Source organism: Dysgonomonas sp. HDW5B (genome assembly GCF_011299335.1).
Lineage (GTDB): Bacteria > Bacteroidota > Bacteroidia > Bacteroidales > Dysgonomonadaceae > Dysgonomonas_A.
Map to the genome: position 1 here is coordinate 732506 of NZ_CP049858.1, position 17496 is coordinate 750001.

Here is a 17496-nt window from a genome sequence, read left to right on the forward strand (position 1 = left end):
GCTCACAGTCTGATTTACTTGAACCGTCTATTTGATTACCTTTTCCCATTGGTGAGCCAATTGCTCGGCATAGTCGGTAAATGTATTCACCGCATCAAATTTATGAATAGTATATTCGGGTTGTCCTTTTACCTTCGAAATATCAATAGGTGAATAGCCATCGTGTGCAAAAAAGAATACTTCTTTAGTATTGCTATTATAGAAAGTTGTATTACCATTCGCTTCAAGAGCAAAAGTCACAAATTCCTTTACGTCCAAAGGCTCAAGACCCTCCGATTTACATGCAGCAATATAGTTTTCTTCCCAACCTCCCATACCTATAACAGCATCTTTTAAAGTGAAAGTATGCTCATTATTAGTAAGGAAAGTATCTATATTCCGATGACCGCCAATCCAATACCGAACGATAGTCCCTACGTTCTTAGAGAATACGGCATGTTCCTGTATTATATTGCGTCCTCTGGGAACACAATGCTCCATATGACATAACCATCCTGATGTATTACCATGTTTATCTGTCCAAACATATTGACGATAAAGCTGATTACTGTTTATTGTAAAATCAATCCAGCTGGCTTTCAACAAAAGTTTATTTAATGCAGGAAATGTTGTTTGAAATTCTTTATCAAACGTATCTTTTCCATCAGAAATATTTGTAAAAATTATATGTGGGTGTTTACTCATAACGACATCCTTTTATTGCTTACTTTTCTCAGTTGACAACATTCCGCAAGCTGCAAAGATATCTTCACCTCTTGATGAACGTATCGTACACATCAGACCCTTACGGGTTAAAAAATCCCTGAATTGTATCATTGTTTCGTTGCTTGATGTAACAAGATCGACATTAGGGATAGCATGAAATCGAATCAAATTGACCCGACAATCGAGACCATTCAAAATTTTGAACAATTCTTTAGCATGTGCTATAGAATCATTAAAATCTTTAAACATTATATATTCGAAAGACAAACGTCTTTGTTTTGACCAATCATATTGTTTCAGCAGATCAAGAACTCCCGATAAAGGGAATGCTTTTTCAGCCGGCATTATCGACAATCGCTGCTCCTTCATAGGTGTATGTAAACTTACAGCTAAATGAGCATTACTCTCATCTAAAAAACGTTTCAACTTAGGAGTTACTCCTGTAGTAGAAACGGTAATTCGCTTCGGGCTCCATGCAAAACCATAGTCCGAAGTCATTATATCGAGTGTTTTTTTCAATTGTTCGTAGTTGTCCAGAGGCTCACCCATACCCATAAATACGATATTGGTAAGATCATCCGACTCCTCTATCGAACATACTTGATTTAGAATTTCGTTGGCGGATAAATGTCCGTTGAAACCTTGCTTTCCTGTCATACAGAACAAGCAATTCATCTTGCAACCAACTTGAGACGACACACACAAAGTGGCTCTTTCGTCTTCGGGAATCATTACCGATTCGATAAATTTCCCTGCATCCGTTTTAAACAGATATTTAACTGTTCCATCTATCGAGCGTTGATCTTCGACAGGTAAAGAACGTCCTACATCGTATTTTTCCGACAATAGGTTTCTATTTGCTAACGATAGATTTGTCATTTCCTCTATCGATAGTACTCTTTTTTTATATAGCCAATCCGCCATTTGTTTAGCGGCAAACTTAGGCAAGCCACACTCTAATGCAACATCTTTCAGTTCATCTAAAGTTAGTCCCAATAGGTGTTTTTTCTCTATCATTCTGTACTCTTAAGTAATTTAGTATTTCTATTTGCAGGAGTAAAAATTGTATACTATCTAAAAAGATAAATGCATAGATTTACTCCTGCAATTTAGAAACAAAAAGGTCTACGACCTTTATAAACGTTTTTGTATTTCTTCGTGGTCTTTTTCAAAACCCGGTTTATTTAACAGTGCGAACATATTCTTCTTATAAGCCTCTACCCCTGGTTGATCGAAAGGATTTACCCCTAAGATATAACCGCTTATACCACATGCTTTCTCAAAGAAATATATTAATTGTCCTAAATAATATTCGCTCAATTCAGGAATCTCAATCTTGATGTTTGGAACACCTCCGTCAACGTGAGCCAACTGAGTACCTAGTTCCGCCATTTTATTCACAAAATCAACACGTTTGCCAACTAAAAAGTTCAAACCATCCAAATCTTCTTCATCTTTAGGTACAAGAACCGTATGATGAGGATTTGCTACCGAAAGAACAGTTTCGAAGATAGAACGTTCGCCTTCCTGAATCCATTGCCCCATTGAGTGTAGGTCGGTTGTAAAATCTACAGCAGCATTAAAGATACCTTTGTTTTCTTTACCTTCGCTTTCTCCGTACAACTGTTTCCACCATTCTGCAAAGAAGTGAAGCTTAGGATTGTAGTTAGCAAGTATCTCTATTTTCTTACCTTTTTTATACAACTCATTACGAGTTACAGCATACTGTTCAGCAAGATTTTTCTCGAACGGAACATCCGGTCTTGTATTCTTTTCCATGAAAGCTGCACCCTGTACCAGTTTTTGGATATCGAATCCGGCAACTGCAATAGGAAGCAATCCCACAGGAGTAAGTACTGAAAAACGACCTCCTACATTATCAGGAATCACATACATTTTATAGCCTTCTTTTTTAGCTAATGTATGCAAAGCACCTCTTGCTGCATCAGTGATTGCCACGATACGGCTTTGAGCCTCAGCTTTTCCTACTTTTCTTTCCAATTCTCCTTTGAGGATACGGAACGATAAAGCAGGCTCGGTTGTTGTTCCCGATTTTGATATATTGATAATTCCGAACGATTTATCAGCCAAATAAGCGATAAGTTCCGATAGATAATCTTCCCCGATATTTTGACCGGCATATACTACCACCGGATTTTTACGATCTTTTTGCAACCAGTCAAAAGAGTTCGATAGAGCCTCAATCACCGATTTCGCTCCCAAATAGCTACCTCCAATACCTACAACTACTACAACTTCACATTTGCTTCTCAACACCTGAGCTGTATTTACAATATCTTTCAGGTCAGCATCTGTAATAGATGAAGGCAGATTTAGCCAACCTAGGAAATCGTTACCTTTGCCCGAACCTTTGTGTAAAGTTTCATTGCATTGTTTAGCCAAAGCTGCACCAGCTTCTATTTCTGACTTATTTACAAAAGAAAATACTTTATCAACATTTAAACTTATAACTTTTTCCATCTCTCTAAATTTATTTATCGGTTTACTCGTTACTATTTATTACTCTATCTAAGCCTGCACCAGCTTGGGATTAAACTTACCAAAGCAATAAAAAAGATTTGAGACCTTATTTTAATATTTCTTCTCTTAAACGTTTTATTTCTATACGCGCCGGAACTTTCTCATAAAGAATACGATAAACAGTTTCGACAATAGGGATATTTATGCAGTAATCTGCATTCATCTCCATGATACATTTAGTTCCGTAATAGCCTTCGGCTACCATTTCCATCTCTATTTGAGCAGCTTTCACAGAATATCCTTTTCCGATCATTGACCCGAATGTTCTGTTACGGCTAAAACTTGAATAGGCTGTAACCAATAAATCTCCGATATAGGCTGATTCAAATATTTTTCGTTTGACAGGCGAAACTACTTCCATAAATTTCTCCATTTCCTGTACTGCATTCGATACTAAAACAGCCTGAAAATTATCGCCATATTTCAATCCGTGGCAGATACCCGCGGCTATAGCGTATACATTTTTCAATACCGCAGCCAACTCTATACCGCTCACATCTACCGAAGTAGACGCCTTTACAAATCGATTTGTAAATATACGTGCAACAGCAGTTGCCATTGCCTGATCTGTACAAGCGATGGTAGGGTATGTCAAACGTTCGAGTGCTATCTCTTCTGCATGGCAAGGACCAGCTACTATTGCAATTTTATCTGAAGGAACTCCGTATTCCTTTGTCAGATAATCAGTCACTAACAGATTTTCTGGAGGTATAATTCCTTTTATAGCAGATATAATAAACTTATCGCTTATCGGCGTTTTTAGTTTCTCTAAATGAGTTTTTAAAAACGGAGACGGCACTGCCAAAATCAGAGTATCAGAACTATTTACTATTTCGTTGATATCTGAAAAGAACGAAATTCGATCCAGATTAAACGGCACATTAGATAAATAAGACGGATTATGTCCTACTTTTATAAAATCCTCAATTTGCTCAGGGCGACGCATGTACCAGTTGATATGCGTTTCCTGTGTCAGTACTATTTTTGCAAGAGCCGTAGCCCATGTTCCTCCGCCTATTATAGCTATTCTTCCCGGATATTTCATCGGTCTTTATTCATGTTAAACAATTGAAACTTAAATCAGGTTTGTAACCTTATTTTTTAGCATTGTTAACCCATGCTTGTACCTCTTCATCTTTTGGATTAGCCAATTCGAGTTTGTGCTTTTTGTTTAACTCGCACAGCTCCTGACGTAATTTGTTAGGGTTAGCTTCTCCCAAGCCTTCTACAGTCAAATAACCGGCTTTTTGAATAGCTGATACCCATTCTTCGGGAATTCCTATTTCTGTATATTTTGTGGCAGCATCTTTCTTTGCTACTTTTTCGGGTCTCATCTGAGGGAAAAGTAACACTTCCTGAATAGAGGTTTGCCCTGTCAATAACATTACCAAACGATCCATACCTATACCCATTCCCGATGTTGGAGGCATACCATACTCTAAAGCACGAAGGAAGTCCTGATCGATAAACATCGCCTCATCATCTCCTTTTGCCGAAAGTTGTAATTGCTCCTCAAAGCGGTTACGTTGGTCAATAGGGTCATTTAATTCAGAATAAGCATTTGCCAATTCCTTACCATTAACCATCAATTCGAAACGCTCCGTTAATTCGGGATTCGTTCTATGACGTTTACATAAAGGTGACATTTCAATCGGATAATCGGTAATAAATGTAGGCTGAATGTATTTACCCTCACATTTTTCACCAAATATTTCGTCGATAAGTTTACCCTTACCCATTGTTTCATCCTGATCAACACCAAGTTGCTTACAAACTTCACGAAGTTGCTCCTCGTTCATACCATTGATATCAATACCTGTATGGTCTTTGATTGCATCAATCATAGTGACACGTTTGTAAGGAGCTTTAAAATTAATCAGATTGTCCCCTACCTGCACTTCTGTTGTTCCCAATACATCCAAACAAACCTTTTCGATCATTTGCTCTGTAAATTCCATCATCCAGATATAGTCTTTGTAGGCTACATAGATTTCCATTACAGTAAATTCGGGATTATGCGTACGATCCATACCTTCGTTGCGGAAGTTACGTGAAAATTCATACACACCATCAAAACCACCTACAATCATACGTTTCAAGTACAACTCGTTGGCTATTCTCAGATAAAGAGGAATATTAAGGGCATTATGGTGAGTTATAAACGGACGTGCTGATGCTCCTCCGGGTATACTCTGCAACACCGGTGTATCAACTTCGATATAACCTTTTTCATTAAAAAGATTACGCATCGAATTAAATACTTTTGTACGTTTTAAAAATATATCTTTTACACCTTCGTTTACTATCAAGTCAACATAACGCTGACGGTAGCGCATTTCGGGATCGGTAAATCCATCATAAGTTACTCCATCTTTTACCTTAACTACGGGCAAAGGACGAAGCGATTTAGATAATACAGTCAAAGTTTCGGCATGAACAGATATTTCGCCCATCTGAGTACGGAACACATATCCCGTAATTCCGATAAAGTCACCTATGTCCAAAAGTTTCTTGAAAACTACGTTATACAGATCTTTATTCTCATCAGGACAAATATCATCTCTGGTGATATACAACTGAATACGTCCTTCAGAATCCTGAAGATCTACAAAAGCAGCTTTTCCTGCAATACGACGGCTCATTATACGACCCGCAATTGCCACCTGACGACGCTCTGCATCATCTTTAAAGTTGTCTTTTATTTCAACCGAATATGCATTCGTTTCATACAACGCAGCAGGGTACGGATCGATACCCAGTTGACGCATTTCGTCTAAACTTTTTCTTCGGAAAATTTCTTGTTCACTTAATTCTAGGATACTCATTATCTTATATTCTTTTAAGGTCTCAGACCTTTTTTATATTTTGGCAAAAAACTGTGAATACACTATGCTATCAACATAAATTCACGAGTTGGTAAAATTACAAATTATTGTACGTATTTTATATATAAATACAAAAAAAGAATAGCAGATACGGGGATCTGCTATTCTTTTTTAAGGTAGTATACACCTTATTCGTCATTTTATGAAGCGTTACTATCGACTATAGTTATAATTGATAATAAAACGATCGCTTTATCTTTGTCTTAAAATTTTAGTTTCAAGATTTTTTGCGGTTTGTATTGCTTTTGAATCTTTGGGATTATAGACTCCATAATCAGCCAAAGAGGGTATAAGTAATCTAGTACCTATAGGCACATTATTCGGATTAGCAATATCATTTTTATTTGCTTGATAGATATAAACCCAGTAATCAGGGCTTCCATAATAAGTTGCAGCCATCGTTCTCAAAGTTGTACCTCTCTTAATCGTTGAATATTGAGGTTTTGAGGCTGTACCTGTTTTAACATCAGGGTTAGTAGGTTGAGAGGATACTGTTCCTATAGATTCTTTTCTATTTTCGTCAGCATATTTCTGCAAGTGATACTCCGCTTTATTAAGAATACCAAACTTTAGTTTATCTGATATAACAAAGCCGTTTTTTTCGGCATTTATAAGCTCTGTAGTCAAAGAGTCTGCATCTCCGACAACATTAGTAGTAGTCGATTCAACCGCTTGTTTTACTTCCGGCTTTTGAGCAATAGCAACTATGGGCTCTTGCTTCATTGGCTTCACGGTATCTTCAACCAGACCGCGCTGCACTCTTTTCATTGAATCGAGCAAAGCATCTGTTACCTGAGCACTCGAAGAAGCATCCTCATCCGTTGTAGTTGAGTCTACTGCAGATAAATTGGTTCTTCCTAAATTATATTCAAAGTCATAAGGTTTGGTCAGCATTTTAACCAATCCATAACTCAAGAAACCTACAATTACTAAGAAGAACAATATTATGGGTAGCCATTTTCTCAACTTAGAAATTCCTCCCGGATTACTATAATCGGTATAAGGGATATCAACCGGATCTATAGTATCGGCAAAAGATACACTCCTAATTTCAGTAGGCTTATTATTTCCGGCAGAACTACGTGCATTCAAAGTTTCAATAACATCCTTCTCTTCACCAACAATATCGGAATCTTCTTTTGAAAGCTTCTTATTGAGTGGAACAAAACTAGAATCATCTATAATATCCTCTTCATCTTCCCCCGGAAACAAAGGACGCTCGGGGTCCTCATTCGAAAATGTCGACTTCGAGGCTTTTTGGGGAATATCGTCAGTTGAAGATTGTTTTTCAACTTCAGCTTTTATATTTTTTTCAACAACAGGAACAGGAATAATAACATCCTCTTCAGTCTCGATTTCAGATTCAAAATCTGACTCTAACTCAATATCATCCGCAATTATATCCTTTATTAAAGGAGCACTTAAAGAAACTTCGTTTTCTGACACAGCAGTTTCCGATTGCCCTGTCACTTCATCCTCTAATTCCGGTTCAGATAAACTCTCTTTTATTTCAGTAGTGATTATTTCTTCTACTCTATTTTCTGACGAAACCACAGTTTCCTCATTCAAATCAACAGAAGAATCGTCATCTATCACGGGTATCTCCGGAAGATCTTTCAGCACTATTGGAAACTCTTTTTTCTCTTGAACTTCCTGCAAAGGAGCTTCTTTTTCAGTCTTCGAAGCATGTGCCCCTACTTGAAGGTCATCTTTCGGCACCGTCAAAGTAATAGAGCCGGTATTTTGTTCCGATGAAGAACTTGTGTAGGTATACACAAATGATCTCGGATAAACCTGATTTCCTGAAGGTTTTGGTTTTGATATTTTAGAGTTTTCGGTATCTCGTGTGTCTTTTTCTTTCACCTCTAATTTTGTATTGGAATTTTCAGAAACAGACTCCACCTTAGTAGGCTGTCCTGCTTCATTGACGATATCAACATCGTCCTCTTTTTTATTTATATTGACTTCTGTACTTTCAACAACCTCGTTCTCATCTATATCTTCATCGTCCTCCACAGATGTTTCGAAGACAACTCCATCTTCTAACAGAATTGTCTCAAATTGAGAAAATGGTTTATTTACTAAATTTTTGAGAACTTTATCCGGAATAAAACTCAATTTATAATGAGATGGTATTTCTATTTTCTCACCGGTATTTACATTAACGCTTTCTCTGCTACTTACCGATATCAATTTAAAGGTTCCAAAATCTTTAATTTTGACAAAGTCATTATCAAATATACGTTCCAATATCAACTGGAAAAACTCTCTAAAAAAAGAGTCTGCATCCTTTTTCGTTATTTTAGCTTTCTTCGATAAAAGATCAACTAAATCTTGAAGTGATAGTTTTTCATTCATTCTCGGACAACTTTTTTAATTTATCTTTCACGACTTGCCCGGGGCGAAATGCCGGAGTAATCTTTGGTGGTACCAGAAAACGTTGTTTTGAAACTGGATTTACAGACATCCGCTCCTGGCGTCTTTTTGTTTCAAACAATCCAAACCCTTGTATATTTATAGAATCAGAATTAGCCAGATTAGTGTTAATTACAGATACAGCATCCTCCATAATCTTTGATGTTTGAGCTTGTGTCCACTCTAACCTTTTAGACAGTTCTGCAATTAATTCTTTATTTGTCATAGATTTACAGGATTATAAATACTTTCAACAATCTGCCATATTCTCTGCTATCATCCTTTGGATATGGCTCCTACCAAAGCTAAAAACACCGATATACTGCTACAAGTTCAATTGGGAACAACAATATTTCCATACAAATCAAAAGGCTCTGCCTGAGTTATAATAACATTATAAATCTCGCCTTTGTTCAACGGTATATCTTTTGATATCAATACTTCCGGATCTACTTCCGGAGAATCATATTGGGTACGTCCTACATAATAATCGGCATCTTCTCTGTCTATAATTACCGAAAGATGTTGCCCGATCTTAGATTCATTAACGCCTAAAGAGACACGCTCCTGTACAGCCATTAACATATCCATTCTTTCCTGTTTAACTATTTCGGGAATATTATCTTCATATTTTTCGTACGCATAAGTGCCTTCTTCATTTGAATAAGGAAAAGCTCCCATTCGTTCGAACTGAGCCTCTTTTACAAACTGCATCAATTCTTCAAAATCGGCCTCCGTTTCATCCGGATGTCCCACCAAAAATGTGGTTCTGAGGTGAATTCCAGGAACTTCATCTCTAATTCTCTTTACAAGAGCCAGAGTTTCTTGTTTTGTTATACCACGTCTCATTTTTGTCAACATATTATCGCTTATATGCTGAAGGGCAATATCCAGGTATTTGCATACATTATCTCTCTCGCGTATTACACGAAGCAAATCATAAGGAAATTTAGTCGGATAAGCATAATGGAGACGAATCCACTCAACACCTTTCACATCGGAGATACGTTCGATTAATTCGGGAAGTTTCATTTCTTTATAACGATCAAGCCCATAGTAAGATAAGTCTTGAGCTATAACCTGAAACTCCTTAACACCCTGAGCAACCAACGATTCTACTTCAGATACAATCTCTTCCATAGGGCGAGATTGATGACGTCCTGTCATAATAGGAATAGAGCAATACGAACATGAACGATTACACCCTTCTGATATTTTCAGATAAGCATAATGTGCCGGAGTTGTTAATGCTCTCTCGTATTGGACATCTTTTCTAAAAGATTTCCCTAGATCGGTGATAAGTCCTTTCCAACCAAATTTACCGTAGAATTTATCCACTTCGGGTATTTCTGCCTGAAGTTCTTCCATGTATCTTTCGGAAAGGCATCCCATCACAAAAAGTTTATTCAGCTTTCTGCTTTTTTTAGCTTCAGCAAAACCAAGTATCGTATTGATCGACTCTTCTTTTGCATCACCTATAAATCCACATGTATTTATAACTACAATTTCACCTTCGGGCTTTTCCGGATCATGCTTCACAGTATATCCATTAGCCAGAAGCTGTTTCATTAACATCTCTGAATCTACTAGGTTCTTGGAACAGCCTAGCGTAACAACATCAATTCTATTTTTTTTCATTCAAAAAGAATCCTTCTTTCTTAGGTATAAGTAAGAGTAAATATTTATTGCCCCTTTTAAAGTCTACGAGTTCACAAACCTTATCAAAGGGTCTATTTATAGACCTGGTTTACTCTCCACTTCTCAGAACAATAAAAGGTCAGTAACCTTAAATCCTGCAATACACTCTATTGCAACAACAAAAGTAACACAAATTACCCGCCAAACAATGAGTTCACGAATTCTTTTCGCTGGAATACTTGCAAATCATCAATACCTTCACCCAGTCCGATATACTTTACGGGTATCTTAAACTGATCTGAAATACCTATTACAACGCCTCCCTTTGCAGTACCATCTAGCTTTGTCACAGCCAAAGCTGTAACATCTGTAGCGGCAGTAAATTGTTTTGCTTGCTCAAAAGCATTTTGCCCTGTCGAGCCATCCAAAACCAATAAAACTTCATGAGGGGCACCGGGAACAATTTTATTCATTACATTTTTGATCTTCGACAACTCATTCATCAATCCGATCTTATTATGTAAACGTCCGGCAGTATCTATTATTACAACATCTGCGTTATTGGCTTTTCCAGAGCTGATTGCATCAAATGCAACGGAAGCCGGATCAGAACCCATTGCCTGTTTCACGACCGGAACACCAACTCTTTCGCCCCAAATAACCAATTGCTCTACGGCTGCGGCACGAAAAGTATCGGCAGCACCAAGATATACAGATTTTCCTGCTTTCTTAAACTGATTAGCTAATTTTCCTATTGTTGTAGTCTTACCTACTCCATTAACTCCTACAACCATTATCACGTAAGGCTTATGATCTATAGGCAAATCGAACCCGACAGTATTATCACTCGAGTTATTTTCGGTAAGTAATTCAACAATTTCTTCACGAAGAATAGTGCTCAATTCATCCGTATTTACATACTTGTCTTTGGCAACACGCTCCTCTATACGTTCGATAATTTTCAATGTAGTATCTACACCTACATCCGAAGTTATTAATACCTCTTCTAAATCATCTAATACACTATCATCAACTTTAGATTTCCCAACAACAATCCTCGAGAGTTTGGTAAACATATTTTCTTTTGTTTTTTCCAAACCCTTATCCAATGATTCTTTTTTCTGTTTCGAGAAAAAGTCGAAAATGCCCATACAATCTATTATTTATTCTTGAATACTTCAGGTCGAAGACCTATTTATTTCTTTGGCAAAATAGTTATAATTAGATAATCTTGCTAAAGATTCTGTTAATCGCCACTACTACTCGACTCTATCGTGAAGCAAGCTATACAAAGCTAATAAAGGATACACAAAAAACCTCCTAACAAATTCTTGAAAGGAGGTTTTTAGTTATTTTTAACTAAATTATTTTGCAAAATAATCTTTCACCGATTCATTTGGAACCATTTCTTCCTTAAATGTATAAGCTCCTGTTTTAGGCGATCTTACCATTTTAATTACTTTTGCATAATTACGGCCATCTTTAGATGATGGATCGCGGTAACCTGCGACTGTTTTCTTTGCCATGGTTTTATATTATTTTTACTTAATTTCTTTATGAACTGTAACTCTCTTCAAAACCGGATTGTATTTTTTCAATTCCAATCTTTCAGTTGTGTTTCTTCTATTTTTAGTAGTAATGTATCGTGATGTACCAGCCAGACCACTTTCTTTATGCTCGGTACATTCTAGAATCACTTGAATTCTGTTTCCTTTTGCTTTCTTTGCCATTTTTTAGGTTCTCCTTTGATTTAAGCTTTTAAATAACCTTTTTCAGCTGCTTTTTTCAATGCAGCATCCAAACCAATTTTATTAATTGTACGAAGACCTGACGCAGATACATCTAGACTAATCCAACAATCTTCTTCTACCCAATAGAATTTTTTCCTGAACAGGTTGATGTTAAATTTTCTCTTAGTCTTTTTATTTGAGTGAGAGACATTGTTACCAACCATAGCTTTCTTTCCTGTAATTTCACAAACTTTGGACATCGCTATTATATTTTATTTTTTATTTATTTTATTCCTTGCCGTAGTAAAACAGGGTGCAAAATTAAACCTTTTTTTTGAATCAGCAAATTATTGTCAGTTAATAAACTATCTTTTTTCAAAAAAACATGACTGCTTAATAATCTTATTCTTAACCAGGAACAATTCGCTCAGCACAACTTTGAATACAAATGCAAATATAGTAACTTTGTTGATGTCTAGAAATATATAATACTAAATACTATGAAAAAACTTACTTACGCACTGTTTTTTGCGATTATCTTTTCATATACCCATGTAGCAGCTCAATCGGCTTTTAGCTTTATTGTTGTATCGGATACACATCTTGGAAGAGATGGATCTGAAGACAAAAACAGAACAACATTACGTTATTTACTGAATCAACCTAATAACCCGGAAGCTATTTTTGTTGTGGGAGACCTTACGGACAATGGCTACCAGAAAGAATATGACCTCTTCAAAAGAGTATTTACGGAAGAGTTACCTGATAATTTCGCCAAGTACTACTGCTTAGGCAATCATGACAGATACAACGATAAAGGAGATAAAAATACCCGCTTTGAGAAAACTCTGGGTCAAGACCTCAACCAGTATGTCGAAATAAATAATTATCCTTTCATCTTGATTAGTATGGAAAATTCATCATATGATAAATGTTATACCGCACCTTCCCGGAAATTTTTATCAGAAAAACTGCAATATGCGTCTCAAAAATATCCGGACAAACCTATTTTTGTATTCTTCCATATGCCGGTAACAAATACTGTATACGGTTCATACGAAATTGGAGGAAAAGATTCATGGGGAACCGATGGGTTAAAGGATATCTGCGAGCAATATCCACAAATTATAGCTTTTTCAGGACACTCACATTATCCTATTGGAGATGAGAGATCGATACATCAAGATAAATTCACCTCGATAAATGACGGTAGTATTGCCTATTCTGAAATAGAGACCGGCAAAAGCGAGGGTATACACCCCGAAGGTTTTAATGATGTTACAGAAGGAGTGATAGTTAGTATAGACAACAATATAGTAAGTATACACAGACACAATACTACACAAGGTGCTGAAATAAAAAAGCAGTGGGAAATAAAACCGCCTCACGATGGATCTGCATTTATTTACAAAGACAGAAAGGATAATAAGGCTCCCGAATTTGCTAATGGAATTGAACCTTCTTTTGACAATATTACCAGAAACAGCTGCAAGCTAATTTGGAAACAGGCTACCGACAATGATATTGTACATCATTATAAAATTACAATAAGCAAAAAAGGAGAAGAAAGCTTATCTCCTGTTACAGAGACTGTTTTTTCAGGATTTTTCTTGAATGCAGAAATGCCACAATCCAAAAGTTGGAATATAAAGGGACTGGATAACAAGTCAACCTATGATGTTTCCATCTTTGCAATAGATTCTTTCGGAAATGAGTCGAGACCTATAAAAGGCTCATTTACTACATTATAATAAATACTTAAAAACCCATACCAAAACCTATAAAGAATCGGGCATCATCGTTAGATGCGAAGTAAGAAAACTTGCCTGTGTACTTTTTGAACAAAGTCAACCACCAGCCTCCACCATAAGAGGTGTGCCATCTGGTCGATTCCTCGTTAGGATACCATACACGACCATAATCAACTCCAACAAATACTCCATACTGAATAGGTGTAAAAGGATTCTTCAGATGTCCTAAATCGTACCGGAGATCAGTATGTTGATAAAGCGATTGCTTACCGATAAAACGGCTTTGCCTGAAACCCCGAAGTTCAACCGAGGCTGCCTGATAAAACTCATAATAGTTGGTAAATAAGGCTGTACCTAAAACCTCTGTTGCCAATGACAGGCGATCGCTAAATGCTATTTCGAAAGAAAATTTTGACTTTATATAAGGAAAGTTGCGGCGTATATCACTTACAGTCCAATTGATACCCGAAGTTAGCAGAAAGTCTAATGAAGGCACCAAAGCACTCAATTGCCGATGCATTTCATAAGTCAAACTGATATCCATAAATACTTTTGTATCAAATACCGGATCTCCATCTTTATATATCTCATTTATAAATCGATCTGTTGGATGATCAATCTTGTATAATTCAAGCATAGTTGAAGCTGTCAGCTTATTTTTAGTGCCAAACCTCCAATAATACGAAGGTTCAATATGATATTTTGCAATCCCAACCCGGTTAAAATCAATGGATTCATCTTTAAAACCATTTGTTTGATTTCCATATCCAAAGAAGTTATGAAAATCATTTGCAATACCAAAGATAGCTTCTATATTAAAGCCTCTTCTTTCATCGAGAGACGGGAAAAGTCCCTGATACATCAAACCATCTAAATAGCTATAACCGATTCTATGTTGGTAACTATAGGGCGATCTTTTAAAACCATACATCGTTTTACTTACATACGCACCCAAATAAAAACCTAAATCGGAGTCGTATACACCCCAGGGAGTAAAACTCACCGTTTGATACTTGAGCTTCTTATAATCGTATTCATGAACTTTTTCAACATTCGTTCTTGTCATACTAGCTCCATCAAGAGTATCATTCAGTAAACTATGCGATTTATAATCATAAATATCCGCATTTTTTCCTCTTTCGACATGATAGATGTTTATCCCTTTCCCTCCGACTAAAGTTATCGGAGTTCCCCTTTTTGTTCCTGAAAATCTGAAAGTATCATCTCCTCCTAAACCATACAGCCAGATTTCGTTGGTACTTTTATCATATTCTTTATCAAATAATAGCTGAGATGAGTTTCTATCATAAATCCTAATATTAGTAGTATGTCTATCTTTTTGGTTTATAACGAATAAATCATCCTTATTTGTACCTGTAATTACAGGTGTTTGCTGCAATATATCATAGTACTTTTGAGCTATCACTTCAACAGCATCCCTCCGTTTTTTTAAATTATCTTTTATAATTTCAGTATAGGGAGATACATAAATTTCTTCCGGCAGAGCCTCAAAGGCCTTATCGATTACCTCATCGGTTAATGCCGACTTTATATACTTTGCCTCTTGGTACCAAACTTCACGCCCGGTCCTTGCAACTAATGCGATATCTAAAGGAATACCAATTCCATTTGCCTTTTTCAGATTCTTAATATTACTATCGTAATTGGTTATACTATTAAGGCCTAGAACACCCAGCATAATTTTAAAAAATGCTCCGTCGATCTTTGTGAAAGCATGGCTACGATCGGTTACAAGTGGCATATATACAAGACTATCTCCATGAGGCACTTCATACCAATGCCAACTTTCTCTAGTTTTGTTCCAGTCCCCTATCAATATATCTAAAAGCCGCTCACGAATATACTCGTGTTGATCGACATGAAAAGATTTGGATTCTTGTATTTTAGCTAATAACTCTTCTGTTTCTATAACTTTGGAGTGAACACTAAATGCCTTCAGGTCATATATGGCTATCAACCGATCCTGCACTCCACTGCCATCTGCAATTGTATCAGTCGTTACGTGTTTAGGAATATAGTAAATTTTAGACTCAAATGAACTGACTCCTACTTTCTCCGCTAATTTATCAGCAACCATAAAAGCGTAAGGATGAGTTATAGTATAGGCATCCCCTATAAATTTATCTAAATAAGTACCTTGAAATTCTTGTTTGCTATAAGTATTCTTGAAAAAATCCGATTCCATAAATGTTGTTGCTCCCCCAAGAGGTCTTACCATATACAGGTGAGCATCTTTTGCTTCGAGAAAAAGAGCATGTAAACGGGGCACTTGTGCTACAAATGTCAATCCACCATATAAACCATACAAACCGGTTGATTTTACAGTTATCGGTGTAGAGTAAAGTTTACGGTAATGCTTACCTATAATAAAATCATACATTCCGGAGCGTTCATGCGAATTCTGAGGATAGATAGATTTTCTTATTACACCGTCCTCATAAAGAGGTATGGTATCTTCTTTCTGTTTAAAAGAAGTATCCATAGCCGAGACACTAAAATGCAATAAGCTGTATATTAAAAATACAACACTAAATTTTCTAAAATTGGACATAATTCAAAGGTATGTTATACTAATTTCAATACAAATAGTCATACACAAAACATTTATTTTTGACAGTTAAACTATCTCGGCAAATGCATAACAAGAAGTTAAATTACAAGATTATAGATATGACTTATGATGTGTTTAAGGTCTTAAATCTTAAAATTGTATTTAATTTGATTTGCTAGTATAACAATTTGTACCTTTGCATAGTTTTACGGGACAGCAAAATTAAGCGCACAGACCTATTTTATATTTTGGCAAGCTTAATGATTATAGCCTGTTAGACTGTATAAAATTTCACTAAATACTTTCATTCAACTAATGATAAATAAGCCATATAAAGAGTTTGGAGATTTCCTAAACAGCATATTTCCTCATAAAGTCCAGAAAATATCCATCAATGCAGGATTTACCTGTCCAAACAGAGACGGCTCTAAGGCTGTAGGCGGATGTACCTATTGTAACAATCAAAGCTTTAGCCCCGGATATGGAGGTAAGCAGCGTACGGTTACCGATCAATTAAGAGACGGAATTGCTTTCTTCTCACACAAATATCCGGAAATGAAATATCTTGCATATTTCCAGTCCTATACAAATACGTACGATGATATCGATAAATTGATCTTATTATATGAAGAGGCTTTGGCATATCCGAATGTTGAAGGTATTATCATCGGGACACGTCCGGACTGTATGCCTAAGGAACTTCTCGACTATTTTGAGAAGCTGAAAGACAGAACATTTCTTCTTATAGAATACGGGATCGAATCGACACTTGATTCAACCCTTGAGTTTATAAACAGGGGACATACTTACGCCGAAAGTATAGAAGCCATATATCAAACAGCTGCTAAAGGAATATATACAGGAGCCCATATGATCTTGGGACTACCCGGAGAAAGCCGTGAGCAAATGCTTGAGCATGCCGACAAATTATCGGAGCTTCCTTTAACTACACTCAAGATGCACCAATTACAGCTTATTAAAGGCACGGTTATGGCTCGGCAGTATCGCGAACACCCCGAATGGTTCAATCTGTTTGAGGTCGAAGATTATATTGACCTGTGCATTGATTTTACGGAACGCCTCAACCCCGATTTCATCATCGAGCGCTTTGTGTCTCAATCTCCTAAATCGCTGCTCATTGCACCGGATTGGGGATTGAAGAACTTCGAGTTTACAGCTAAAGTTCTTAAACGATTTGCGGAACGTAAAGCCTACCAAGGCAGGCTTTATAAATCGGTAAAGGCTTAAAAGACCTTTTC

The 17496-nt window shown here is 36.6% G+C and carries 15 protein-coding genes; 2 read left to right on the plus strand and 13 right to left on the minus strand.

The genetic code is table 11. The features are described 5' to 3' along the window. Positions 1-27: 27 nt before the first annotated feature. The 12 genes from G7051_RS02925 to rpmB all read right to left on the minus strand — a co-directional run bounded on the left by G7051_RS02925 (position 28) and on the right by rpmB (position 12174). Positions 28-684 (minus strand): hypothetical protein, encoded by a 657-nt coding sequence (locus G7051_RS02925; RefSeq protein WP_166110954.1) that lies wholly within the window; start codon positions 682-684, stop codon positions 28-30. Between the two features lie 12 nt (positions 685-696). After that, positions 697-1722: a 23S rRNA (adenine(2503)-C(2))-methyltransferase RlmN gene (gene rlmN, locus G7051_RS02930; RefSeq protein WP_166198410.1), complete on the minus strand. Its 1026-nt coding sequence runs from the start codon at positions 1720-1722 to the stop codon at positions 697-699. Positions 1723-1839: 117 nt separating this feature from the next. Further along, positions 1840-3186, minus strand: coding sequence for a glucose-6-phosphate isomerase (locus G7051_RS02935; protein ID WP_166198412.1), 1347 nt, complete (start codon positions 3184-3186; stop codon positions 1840-1842). A gap of 106 nt (positions 3187-3292) precedes the next feature. Beyond that, positions 3293-4291: an NAD(P)H-dependent glycerol-3-phosphate dehydrogenase gene (locus G7051_RS02940; protein ID WP_166198413.1), complete on the minus strand. Its 999-nt coding sequence runs from the start codon at positions 4289-4291 to the stop codon at positions 3293-3295. A gap of 49 nt (positions 4292-4340) precedes the next feature. Continuing rightward, entirely contained in the window at positions 4341-6071 is a 1731-nt protein-coding gene (gene lysS, locus G7051_RS02945; RefSeq protein WP_166198415.1) for a lysine--tRNA ligase, read from the minus strand. Between the two features lie 252 nt (positions 6072-6323). After that, positions 6324-8489, minus strand: coding sequence for an HU family DNA-binding protein (locus G7051_RS02950; protein WP_166198417.1), 2166 nt, complete (start codon positions 8487-8489; stop codon positions 6324-6326). Beyond that, positions 8482-8772, minus strand: a complete 291-nt coding sequence (locus tag G7051_RS02955) for an HU family DNA-binding protein (protein ID WP_166110971.1) — start codon at positions 8770-8772, stop codon at positions 8482-8484. The genes G7051_RS02950 and G7051_RS02955 overlap by 8 nt, the downstream gene beginning before the upstream one ends. Before the next feature lie 107 nt (positions 8773-8879). Next, positions 8880-10184 carry a 30S ribosomal protein S12 methylthiotransferase RimO gene (gene rimO, locus G7051_RS02960; RefSeq protein WP_166198419.1) on the minus strand — a complete coding sequence of 435 codons (1305 nt, stop codon included), beginning with the start codon at positions 10182-10184 and terminating at the stop codon, positions 8880-8882. A 194-nt stretch (positions 10185-10378) separates the two neighbouring features. After that, positions 10379-11335, minus strand: a complete 957-nt coding sequence (ftsY, locus tag G7051_RS02965; protein WP_166110978.1) for a signal recognition particle-docking protein FtsY — start codon at positions 11333-11335, stop codon at positions 10379-10381. A 213-nt stretch (positions 11336-11548) separates the two neighbouring features. Continuing rightward, positions 11549-11710 carry a DUF4295 domain-containing protein gene (locus G7051_RS02970; RefSeq protein ID WP_110311316.1) on the minus strand — a complete coding sequence of 54 codons (162 nt, stop codon included), beginning with the start codon at positions 11708-11710 and terminating at the stop codon, positions 11549-11551. Between the two features lie 15 nt (positions 11711-11725). Then, entirely contained in the window at positions 11726-11914 is a 189-nt protein-coding gene (gene rpmG / locus G7051_RS02975; protein ID WP_166110983.1) for a 50S ribosomal protein L33, read from the minus strand. A 20-nt stretch (positions 11915-11934) separates the two neighbouring features. Next, positions 11935-12174 carry a 50S ribosomal protein L28 gene (gene rpmB, locus G7051_RS02980; RefSeq protein ID WP_166110986.1) on the minus strand — a complete coding sequence of 80 codons (240 nt, stop codon included), beginning with the start codon at positions 12172-12174 and terminating at the stop codon, positions 11935-11937. A 240-nt stretch (positions 12175-12414) separates the two neighbouring features. Here rpmB and G7051_RS02985 point away from each other — a divergent pair, with 240 nt between their 5' ends. Then, positions 12415-13665 (plus strand): metallophosphoesterase, encoded by a 1251-nt coding sequence (locus tag G7051_RS02985; RefSeq protein ID WP_166198421.1) that lies wholly within the window; start codon positions 12415-12417, stop codon positions 13663-13665. A gap of 7 nt (positions 13666-13672) precedes the next feature. Here G7051_RS02985 and G7051_RS02990 read toward each other — a convergent pair whose 3' ends face one another. Continuing rightward, entirely contained in the window at positions 13673-16168 is a 2496-nt protein-coding gene (locus G7051_RS02990; RefSeq protein WP_166198423.1) for a hypothetical protein, read from the minus strand. Between the two features lie 384 nt (positions 16169-16552). Between G7051_RS02990 and G7051_RS02995 the strand changes: the two genes are divergently transcribed. Next, positions 16553-17485 (plus strand): TIGR01212 family radical SAM protein, encoded by a 933-nt coding sequence (locus G7051_RS02995; protein WP_166198425.1) that lies wholly within the window; start codon positions 16553-16555, stop codon positions 17483-17485. The last annotated feature ends 11 nt before the right edge of the window (positions 17486-17496 follow it).

Excerpts from the sequence above, each read along its gene's own strand:
- G7051_RS02970 (WP_110311316.1), bottom strand. The coding sequence starts at position 11,710 with ATGGCAAAGAAAACAGTCGCAGGTTACCGCGATCCATCATCTAAAGAT.
- G7051_RS02935 (WP_166198412.1), bottom strand. The coding sequence starts at position 3,186 with ATGGAAAAAGTTATAAGTTTAAATGTTGATAAAGTATTTTCTTTTGTA.
- ftsY (WP_166110978.1), bottom strand. The coding sequence starts at position 11,335 with ATGGGCATTTTCGACTTTTTCTCGAAACAGAAAAAAGAATCATTGGAT.
- rpmG (WP_166110983.1), bottom strand. The coding sequence starts at position 11,914 with ATGGCAAAGAAAGCAAAAGGAAACAGAATTCAAGTGATTCTAGAATGT.
- lysS (WP_166198415.1), bottom strand. The coding sequence starts at position 6,071 with ATGAGTATCCTAGAATTAAGTGAACAAGAAATTTTCCGAAGAAAAAGT.
- rlmN (WP_166198410.1), bottom strand. The coding sequence starts at position 1,722 with ATGATAGAGAAAAAACACCTATTGGGACTAACTTTAGATGAACTGAAA.
- G7051_RS02925 (WP_166110954.1), bottom strand. The coding sequence starts at position 684 with ATGAGTAAACACCCACATATAATTTTTACAAATATTTCTGATGGAAAA.
- rimO (WP_166198419.1), bottom strand. The coding sequence starts at position 10,184 with ATGAAAAAAAATAGAATTGATGTTGTTACGCTAGGCTGTTCCAAGAAC.
- G7051_RS02990 (WP_166198423.1), bottom strand. The coding sequence starts at position 16,168 with ATGGATACTTCTTTTAAACAGAAAGAAGATACCATACCTCTTTATGAG.
- G7051_RS02950 (WP_166198417.1), bottom strand. The coding sequence starts at position 8,489 with ATGAATGAAAAACTATCACTTCAAGATTTAGTTGATCTTTTATCGAAG.
- G7051_RS02995 (WP_166198425.1), top strand. The coding sequence starts at position 16,553 with ATGATAAATAAGCCATATAAAGAGTTTGGAGATTTCCTAAACAGCATA.
- G7051_RS02985 (WP_166198421.1), top strand. The coding sequence starts at position 12,415 with ATGAAAAAACTTACTTACGCACTGTTTTTTGCGATTATCTTTTCATAT.
- G7051_RS02955 (WP_166110971.1), bottom strand. The coding sequence starts at position 8,772 with ATGACAAATAAAGAATTAATTGCAGAACTGTCTAAAAGGTTAGAGTGG.
- G7051_RS02940 (WP_166198413.1), bottom strand. The coding sequence starts at position 4,291 with ATGAAATATCCGGGAAGAATAGCTATAATAGGCGGAGGAACATGGGCT.
- rpmB (WP_166110986.1), bottom strand. The coding sequence starts at position 12,174 with ATGTCCAAAGTTTGTGAAATTACAGGAAAGAAAGCTATGGTTGGTAAC.